Below are 8,608 nucleotides of genomic sequence, written 5' to 3'. Positions count from 1 at the left end.
AGATAAAATCTTTGCGTCTTATGGCGTAGGGTATGTAAAAACCTTTGCGCCCTTGCGTTTCCAATATTAAATGAATTTTTTATGTTATAATGTGTTGGGAAAACGCAAAGACGCAAAGATTTAATAAGCAGGACTGTTTTTAAGGCGCAAGAAAATCAAAGATTTTCGGTAAGTCTTGTCAAATAGGATATTGCGGTTTTAGATTAGCAGCATTCCATTTTATCGGAGATAAAATCTTTGCGTCTTATGGCGTAGGGTATGTAAAAACCTTTGCGTCTTTGCGTTTCCAACATTAAATGGATTTTTTATGTTGTAATGTGTTGGAAAAACGCAAAGACGCAAAGAAGTTTCATGGTAAACAGTTTTTAAGGCGCAAGAAAATCAAAGATTTTCGGTAAGTCTTGTCAAATAGGATATTGCGGTTTTAGATTAGCAGCCTTCTATTTTATCGGAGATAAAATCTTTGCGTCTTATGGCGTAGAGTATGTAAAAACCTTTGCGTCTTTGCGTTTCCAACATTAAATAAATTTTTCATGTTATAATGTGTTGGAAAAACGCAAAGACGCAAAGAAGTTTCATGGTAAACAGTTTTTAAGGCGCAAGAAAATCAAAGATTTTCAGTAAGTCTTATCAAGTAGGATATTGCAGTTTTAGATTAGCAGCATTCCATTTTATCGGAGATAAAATCTTTGCGTCTTATGGCATAAAGTATGAAAAACCCTTTGCGTCTTTGCGTTTTTCCAATCCTTTATGATCTCAAAAAATAATGCTCCAAAAAGCTTATTAAATAACATTTTTTTAACAAAACCAGTAAAAATGGTAGGTGAAAATTTCAAATTTTTATTGCAAATTTGTTTAATCACTTTATATTAAAAATTAAAACTAAGAGTTTATGCAAAAGAAAACCTACACAGGGCAACCTGTAGTAACCTTACATAATGGGATAGATATTCCTGCTTTAGGATTTGGAGTATGGCAGATGGAAGACCTGAAGGAATGTGAAAATGCAGTCATTAAAGCTATTCAGACAGGGTACAGAATGATTGATACAGCTGCCATTTATCAGAATGAAACTGCGGTGGGAGCTGCTGTGAAAAATAGCGGAATCAACAGAGATGAGCTGTTTATCACTTCAAAGGTTTGGGTTCAGGATCATGGGTATGAAAAAACAAAAAGTGCATTTCAGAGAACCTTAAACCGATTACAGATGGATTACCTTGATATGTATCTTGTGCATTGGCCTTACGGGGACTTTTTAGGAACCTGGAAAGCTTTGGAGGAATTGTATCAGGAAGGAAAGATTAAGGCAATAGGAGTTTGTAATTTTACTATCGAGAAACTGGAAGAACTGAAAGCTCATTCAAGTGTTTTACCGGTGATTAATCAGATTGAACTCCACCCTGTTTTCCAGCAGAAAGAATTACAGGTTTACGACAGAGAAAATAACATCATTACACAGCCATGGAGCCCACTTGGAAACGGAAACGCCAATCTTTTGAACAATGCAGAATTAAAGACTATTGCCGAAAAGTATGGTAAAACTGTAGCTCAGGTTATTTTGAGATGGCATTTACAGGAAGGTTTTGTGGTTATCCCGAAATCTGTAACTCCGTCAAGAATTGAAGAAAACTTTAATGTATTCGACTTTGAACTGACAGAAGATGAAATGAATGTTGTCCGTTCTTTGGATACAGGAAAAAGACTGTTTTTTGATCCGAAAGATCCGGAATGGGAACAGAAGATGCTGAATGCTGTAGCAGATATTTAGTAATAAAAAATTGAAATAATCCCGCAGATTTCACAAATTTTTACAGATCAAAAGGTCTGTATCTCCCGTGAAATCTGTGGGATTATTATTAAAAATCATCTTTGTGAGCAATATCATATTCGTTTAATCATGAGTATTGTCTGCTTATCCGTAACTTCTAATAAAAATAATCCTTATGTTTTGGCCGGATACAATCAGTAAAAAATTAGGGGTAAAATATCCTGTAATTCAGGCTCCAATGTTTGGAGTAAGTACATCACAGATGGTTGCAGCAGCAGCAAAAGCAGATTGTCTGGGCTCTCTGGCGCTGGCTGATCTTTCAGCCGATCAGTCTATAGAGCTGATCAGAGAAACCCGAAAGCTTACTGATAAGCCTTTTGCGGCAAATATTTTTGTACACTCTATTCCAGAAATCACAGCGGATCTAAAAACGAAATTTGTCAAAGCCAAACAGTTTATAGAACAGTTGGCTCTAGAGAATCATATTGAAGTCAGTCTTCCGGATCTTGAAGCTATTCAATTACATACTTATCATGAACAAATAGATGCTATAATAGCTGAAAAATGCAGGATTCTAAGCTTTACTTTTGGAAATTTAGATGATATAAGTATTCAGAAATTAAAAGAAAACGGACTAACCCTTATTGGCACCTGTACTTCTGTAGAAGAAGCTTTGACTCTTGAAAGATCAGGAATTGATATGATCTGTGTGCAGGGGATAGAAGCAGGAGGGCATAGAGGAAGTTTTGATGCAGATGATATTCCCAAGATTGGAGGCTTGTCTCTATTGTCACAGGTTTATGATTATGTGAATGTTCCATTGATTTATGCAGGGGGAATTTATAATGCTAAAACAGTACAGGCAATAAAGGATTTGGGAGCACAGGGTTTCCAGGTAGGTAATCTTTTATTGGCATCTAAAGAAAGTGCTTTGCTCCCTTTTGAAAAAGAAAGGCTTAAAAAGGTGAGAGAAGATGAGATTATTTTAACGAAAAGTTTTTCAGGAAGATATGCCAGAGGGGTTAAAAATAAATACATTGAAGTTCTTGAAAATTCAGAATATATTTTACCTTATCCATATCAAAACAAACTGACCAATCAGCTGCGTAAAGTTGCAAAGTCTTTACAGAATTCAGATTTCCTGGGACTTTGGGTAGGGCAGTCCATTCATAAGTACAGTGAGCTTTCTACAGAAGAAATCCTGAGGAATCTCATTATTCAAACAGAGGTGAAGTAGAAATAAAAGCTTTATCTTCGGGCCTTAAATATAATTGTAGGCTTAATAATGAAAAAAATATTTCTATCATTTACTGTATTTTCAGTAATAGGATCATGCAGTACTGATAATGATAATAATAACGAACAGGAGATATCTCCTATCATTGGAACATGGAATCAGTATAAAGGTGAAGAACATACTTCATTCAACAATAAAGTAAAAGTTCATTATCCGGAAGGTTGTGAGTCGGAAAATACTTTTGAGTTTAATCAGACCCATTTGAATACAGTTGGGTATGCATTAAGTAAAGGAGTATGTGTTCCATCAGAAGCTTATAATACCCAGTATACCTATGATAAAACCAGTAAAAAACTCTGGTATAAAGATAATAACAGCAATGCTGTAATTGTGTCTAAACTGACTCCTACTGAAATGGTGACGGAAGACCGTACAGAAGACCGAGATGATGATGGTGTAAAGGATCTTGTGATAAGATACTTTAGAAAAATCAAATAAAAAATAAAAAACCTTTCAGAACAACTGAAAGGTTTTTTGTTTTTTACAGAAATCTGAAATAAGCATTCTATTTTCAAATGGTCAGATAAGCTTATTTTCAAATTAAAATTATTTTGTCAGATCCAGGCCGCCGAAATTTCCGGAGCTCATCATCAAATAAGCACCATTAGTCTTATCTAAAGTATTCCAGTAGGCATGAAGGTCTTCAGCATTGGTGAAAACCTTTAGATTTTCATTTTTAAACTTTTCTTTAATGAATTCAGGAGAGATAGGTTCCATTCTTTTGATTTTCAATGCATCTTCAGAATAAAATACGATAGCTTCTTCCAATCCATCCATTGCATGGTCATATTGCTCTAAAAAGGCAGGATTTAAGCTGGAATAAGTGTGAAGCTCTAGGAATCCGTATTTCTTTTCATTTTTAAATTGCTCTCTGAAGGCTTTTACCGCTGCTTTCACTTTACTTGGTGCATGGGCAAAGTCTTTATAAAGAGTTCCTTTATCTTCTCTTTCTACTTTTTCAAGACGTTTGGAAGCTCCTTTGAAGCTCATAATTGCATCATAGAAATCCTCATCCATAATTCCGAGTTGTCGGCAAATATGTCTGGCTCCTTCCATGTTTAGCAGGTTGTGTGCTCCAAACACAGAAAGAGGAATGTCTCCCATTTCAGTTTTTAGATAAACCTTTCCGTTATTGATCTCATATTCAGGAGTTTTGTAAGGGATTTTTCTGAAATAGTTTTCAGCATTTTCCACTACTTTTACTACTTCCGGGTCTTCTTCGTTGTAAACCAATACCCCTCCGGCAGTAATGCTTGCCACAAATTTTCTGAACTGATCTATATAGTCGTCAAAAGTTTTGAAAACATTGATATGGTCCCAGGCAATACCACTCATTAAAGCGATATTCGGTTGGTATAATAAAAATTTTGAACGCAGATCGATAGGAGAAGATAGATATTCATCACCTTCCAGTACCATAAAATCATTATCCTGAGTCAGTTTTACCATACAGTCAAAACCTTCCAGCTGTGCTCCTACCATGAAATCTACCTCCTTTTGATGGAAATTCAGAACATGGAGAATCATTGAGGTAATGGTTGTTTTACCATGTGAACCGGCAATCACCACTCTGGTTTTATTTTTTGACTGTTCGTATAAAAATTCCGGATAAGAATATATCTTTAGACCCAATTCTTTTGCTCTTGCCAATTCAGGATTATCCTGATGCGCATGCATTCCCAGGATAACAGCATCAATATCCGAAGTTATTTTTTCCGGAAACCAGCCCATTTCCTGTGGCAGGAGTCCCTTTTTTTCCAATCTGGATTTTGAAGGCTCAAAAATAGCATCATCTGAACCTGTAACCTGATATCCTTTATCTTTTAGCGCAATAGCAAGATTATGCATAGCGCTTCCGCCAATGGCAATGAAGTGGGTTTTCAATTGTATTTACTGTTTTTTAACATTATTATTAATGAGCTCCTGGAAAACCTGAAGGATATTGTTCCAATTGGTTTGATAGTTGGGAACAATCAGACTTGCATCTGTTTTACTGCCTTCATTTGGCCCTTTCTTGATATTGATAGAAGTCGTAATGTTATCATAAAGTTTTTTACGACTTTCCTGAATTCTTCTAAAATTGTTCTGAGAGAGGGTTTGGTCCAGTTTTTTTAAATCTTCATTTGAGATTTTAAAATCCTGTTTGTATTTTTTACCCTGCCCCTCGAAAGAATAGTGTGCATTATTACCTTTTATAAGTAGATTTTCATATACCGGTGCATATCCTCCACTTTTGGAATAACTTATATCAAAATCTGAATATACTTTTTGGCTATTACACGAAACTAATACTATGATGGCGAATAAGATTCCTATTATTCTGTTCATAATTCTTTAATTTACTTTAATTATTAGGGTCCTGTTGTTCTAATTTTTTAGCTTTAAGTTCTTCATCATAAGTGTGTAGTAGGTTAAAATCTTCGGTCTGCTCAATGGCAGTCATAATTTTTAATAAAATTTCTGGTGCCTTTTCGTTATCGTAGTCGATATCCAAAGGGGCTTTAAATTCCATGGTTGGCTTTACACCGGTTACTTTTACACGAAGTCCTTTTTTATCAAAAGCTCTTCTAAACCCATTTATTTTGATAGGAATTACGATGGGACGCTGGTTTTTCACCAGTTTGGCCGTACCTCTTCTTCCTTGTGCAAAAGCTGATGTTGTGCCCTGTGGGAACGTGGCTACCCAACCATTGTCTAAAGCCTTCATGATATTGTCAACTTCACTCATATCTACCATTCTGTTGACATTTTTACCTTCTGCTCTCCAGGTTCTTTTTACGGTTACAGCGCCTGCAATTTTAAAAATTTTTGGAAGAATACCTTTATTCATAGTTTCTTCAGCGGCTACATAGTAAAAATCAATCTTTGGATTCAACAGGTAGATCGGGTTCTTGATGGTGTTTAAATAACCATTATTTACGGCACAGAAAGCATGGTACATTGCTGCCACATCCGCAAAATAGGTTTGATGGTTACACACAAAAAGTACATTAGAGTCCGGAAGATCCACAAGGTGCTCTGTGCCGGTTATCTTCAATTTATTAAAGCCATTGAATCGTCTATAGGATACAATTCCTAAAATAAAAATAACTAACCTTTTTAAAAAATAAGGTGTTCCGAATGCATCGGTGAAAATATTTTTCTTCGCCATCTCTCAATTAAACACGGTTGTGCAAAGTTACATATTTTTCAGCAACTGGCTGAATTCACTTAATATCATCGCTGTAGCGCCCCAGATAATATATCCGTTGAAATTAATCACAGGAACCTCATGCCCTCCCGCACTGGGAAGAGCCATCATTTCCGGGGTGTCAGACAGATTTAGAAAAGAGGTGATAGGAAATTCAATTGTTTCCACAGCTTCGCTTTGCTGAAGAACAAAAAGTGGATTCTTTTTAGTGTATGAAATGTAGGGATACACATAAAAGTTACTTGGTGGAATGTAGATAGGGGACATTTCCCTGATCACTCTCAGATAATGTTTATCTATTCCAATTTCTTCAGAGGTTTCTCTAATGGCTGTTTCCGCAAAATCCTGATCCATTTCCTCACGTTTTCCGCCAGGCAGTGAAATCTGGCCACTATGTCTGTCATGCTCATTAATTGTTCTTTGGATCAGAGGAAAATACCATTCATTGTCTTTTAAATACAATACAATATTTACTGCGGCAAATTTGGGATTCTTTGCCAGCACTTCATCGTAGGTGAAAACAGGACGGTAAGGGGGTGAGAATACCCCGTGTGCATGCTCACCAGGCAGCTCTACATTCGTTATTTTCCTTAATAAATCTTTTCCAAAATTTTCCATAGTCCAAATTTAACAATATATCTCGAAGAATTAAAGGGCTTAACAATAATTAACCTATGTTGATTTTTTTAGTGATAGAACCGTCAAGAGTGAATTTTTTACTTCGCAAAGTGAATGGTGATTAGGGTGTGGGGAAGATTCACAAGCAAAGTGGAGTAATCATGACCAGCTGCCCCATATTGCTACCGTATTTTCCCGTAACTGAAACCAGTGATACAGGGAAAACCATAAATGGTGACTTTCAAAACCGGAAACCATGATTTTTGAAATTTACACTTTGATGGTGGTTTTTCACTTTGGGGCACAGGTTACCTTTGTCTTACTATTAACCAATTAATTTTTACCAAAATGAAAAATTTACTTACAGGTGTCTTTACACTATTGGCCATGAGTTTCGGCTTTGCTCAATCTAATATTGATGTGACTGCACAGATTGGAAACTTAAATACTGCTACCGTGGACCAGACAGGTCTTTTGAACATTAATTCTTTAACACAGAATGGAAACCGTAATACAGCAGACATTGATCAGGTAGGAGTTTTGAATGTGAATACAGCACAAAGTATTGGTAACAGAAACTCTATTGATGTTGATCAGATAGGCTTAGGAAACTCTAATGATGTGCTTCAACAGGGAAACAGAAACTCTGCAGTAACCTGGCAACTTGGAATATTAAATTCTACAGATCAAACTCAGATTGGAAGAAGAAATAGTGTTTCTTCAGTACAGCTTGGCGTGGGTAATGCGGTTGTTCAATATCAGGACGGAAGACGAAATGATGCTTCGATGATCCAGATAGGAACAGGTAATATAGCTGCTCAGACTCAATTAGGAAGAAGAAATAATGCTGATGGTCTTCAGGTAGGAAATGCTAACCTTTTGGTACAATATCAGGATGGTAATGATAACAGTGCTACTCATACTCAGGCAGGTAATAATAATATTGCAGGATCTGTTCAGATGGGAGATGATAACACTTCTATGGGATTACAGGTCGGAAACAGTAATCAATTATACCAATTTCAGTTAGGAGATTCCAACACAGCGATAGATGTTCAGTTGGGTAACGGTAACTTTACCTGGGTGGCTCAAAGCGGTGATTCTCACATTCATGTAGGAACTCAGATAGGAAACAGTAATTCAATGGTAATCACTCAATCAAACTAAGGCCTTTAGTAACAATACTGTAAATCTTAGAAATTGTGAAGGAGAGACTGCAGGGTTTCTCCTTTTTTTATTTCAAGACAAATATACCGGTAAACCGTGATTTTATATCAATACCTACCAGGTGTGTTTTTCCCGATTCTCTATTAATGTACCTTTAATAATAAAAACTAATGTCATGCTTAATTTACAATGGGGAGTATTACTTCTTTTTATGATGTTGCCCCTGCATGCGCAAAATACAGACTGGGATAAGATCAATAGTAATACAATCTTTAATATGATAACCATGCAGAATATGGATCAGGATCTGTCTTATGTCATCCAAATCGGTGATTTCAATAATGCTGAACTTTCTCTTAATGCCAGGACTAGTATAGCAGTAAAACAACTGGGAGACTATAATACACTGTACTTTATCAATTCCTTTACAGATAAGGAAACAAAAACCAGCATTACTACCCAGGGAAATAATAACATTATTGATGTTACAGGGAGTAACAGTATTTCGGAAGGAATGCAGATCAATATGAAAGGAGATAATAAAACTGTTTTCATGAGAAATTATTAA

9 protein-coding genes are annotated in these 8,608 nt (G+C 35.9%); 5 read left to right on the top strand and 4 right to left on the bottom strand.

All coding sequences use genetic code 11. The features are described from left to right. The first annotated feature begins 892 nt into the window (after window positions 1-892). The 3 genes from JML65_RS22180 to JML65_RS22170 all read left to right on the top strand — a co-directional run bounded on the left by JML65_RS22180 (window position 893) and on the right by JML65_RS22170 (window position 3,503). Window positions 893-1,768, top strand: coding sequence for an aldo/keto reductase (locus JML65_RS22180; RefSeq protein WP_084086658.1), 876 nt, complete (start codon window positions 893-895; stop codon window positions 1,766-1,768). Window positions 1,769-1,943: 175 nt separating this feature from the next. Continuing rightward, entirely contained in the window at window positions 1,944-3,005 is a 1,062-nt protein-coding gene (locus JML65_RS22175; protein WP_202272258.1) for an NAD(P)H-dependent flavin oxidoreductase, read from the top strand. 48 nt (window positions 3,006-3,053) lie between these two features. Further along, the gene (locus JML65_RS22170; protein WP_115919690.1) at window positions 3,054-3,503 is read left to right on the top strand and encodes a lipocalin family protein; all 450 of its coding nucleotides are present in this window, start codon (window positions 3,054-3,056) and stop codon (window positions 3,501-3,503) included. A gap of 108 nt (window positions 3,504-3,611) precedes the next feature. Here JML65_RS22170 and JML65_RS22165 read toward each other — a convergent pair whose 3' ends face one another. From JML65_RS22165 to JML65_RS22150, 4 genes are read right to left on the bottom strand one after another with little or no spacing between them, the layout of a single operon-like run. Next, window positions 3,612-4,949, bottom strand: coding sequence for a UDP-N-acetylmuramate--L-alanine ligase (locus JML65_RS22165; RefSeq protein WP_047494671.1), 1,338 nt, complete (start codon window positions 4,947-4,949; stop codon window positions 3,612-3,614). A 6-nt stretch (window positions 4,950-4,955) separates the two neighbouring features. Beyond that, the gene (locus JML65_RS22160) at window positions 4,956-5,393 is read right to left on the bottom strand and encodes a hypothetical protein (RefSeq protein ID WP_047494668.1); all 438 of its coding nucleotides are present in this window, start codon (window positions 5,391-5,393) and stop codon (window positions 4,956-4,958) included. A gap of 16 nt (window positions 5,394-5,409) precedes the next feature. Beyond that, complete coding sequence (locus JML65_RS22155; protein WP_047494666.1) at window positions 5,410-6,216, bottom strand: lysophospholipid acyltransferase family protein; 807 nt, start codon at window positions 6,214-6,216, stop codon at window positions 5,410-5,412. A gap of 27 nt (window positions 6,217-6,243) precedes the next feature. Continuing rightward, a complete protein-coding gene (locus JML65_RS22150; RefSeq protein WP_047494663.1) occupies window positions 6,244-6,873 on the bottom strand; it encodes an NUDIX hydrolase in 630 nt (209 codons plus the stop codon). Window positions 6,874-7,221: 348 nt separating this feature from the next. On the opposite strand from JML65_RS22150, the gene JML65_RS22145 reads away from it, so the two are divergent. Then, complete coding sequence (locus JML65_RS22145) at window positions 7,222-8,040, top strand: hypothetical protein (protein ID WP_047494660.1); 819 nt, start codon at window positions 7,222-7,224, stop codon at window positions 8,038-8,040. A 175-nt stretch (window positions 8,041-8,215) separates the two neighbouring features. After that, complete coding sequence (locus JML65_RS22140) at window positions 8,216-8,608, top strand: hypothetical protein (RefSeq protein ID WP_237390967.1); 393 nt, start codon at window positions 8,216-8,218, stop codon at window positions 8,606-8,608.

Origin of the sequence: Chryseobacterium sp. KMC2, assembly GCF_016756935.1 — a bacterium.
Lineage (GTDB): Bacteria > Bacteroidota > Bacteroidia > Flavobacteriales > Weeksellaceae > Chryseobacterium > Chryseobacterium rhizosphaerae.
Note: the sequence above shows the minus strand (reverse complement) of the source record. Positions and strands in the feature narration are given on the sequence as shown.

Coding starts and splice junctions, on each gene's coding strand:
- JML65_RS22140 (WP_237390967.1), top strand. CDS start 8,216: ATGCTTAATTTACAATGGGGAGTATTACTTCTTTTTATGATGTTGCCC.
- JML65_RS22150 (WP_047494663.1), bottom strand. CDS start 6,873: ATGGAAAATTTTGGAAAAGATTTATTAAGGAAAATAACGAATGTAGAG.
- JML65_RS22180 (WP_084086658.1), top strand. CDS start 893: ATGCAAAAGAAAACCTACACAGGGCAACCTGTAGTAACCTTACATAAT.
- JML65_RS22155 (WP_047494666.1), bottom strand. CDS start 6,216: ATGGCGAAGAAAAATATTTTCACCGATGCATTCGGAACACCTTATTTT.
- JML65_RS22175 (WP_202272258.1), top strand. CDS start 1,944: ATGTTTTGGCCGGATACAATCAGTAAAAAATTAGGGGTAAAATATCCT.
- JML65_RS22145 (WP_047494660.1), top strand. CDS start 7,222: ATGAAAAATTTACTTACAGGTGTCTTTACACTATTGGCCATGAGTTTC.
- JML65_RS22170 (WP_115919690.1), top strand. CDS start 3,054: ATGAAAAAAATATTTCTATCATTTACTGTATTTTCAGTAATAGGATCA.
- JML65_RS22160 (WP_047494668.1), bottom strand. CDS start 5,393: ATGAACAGAATAATAGGAATCTTATTCGCCATCATAGTATTAGTTTCG.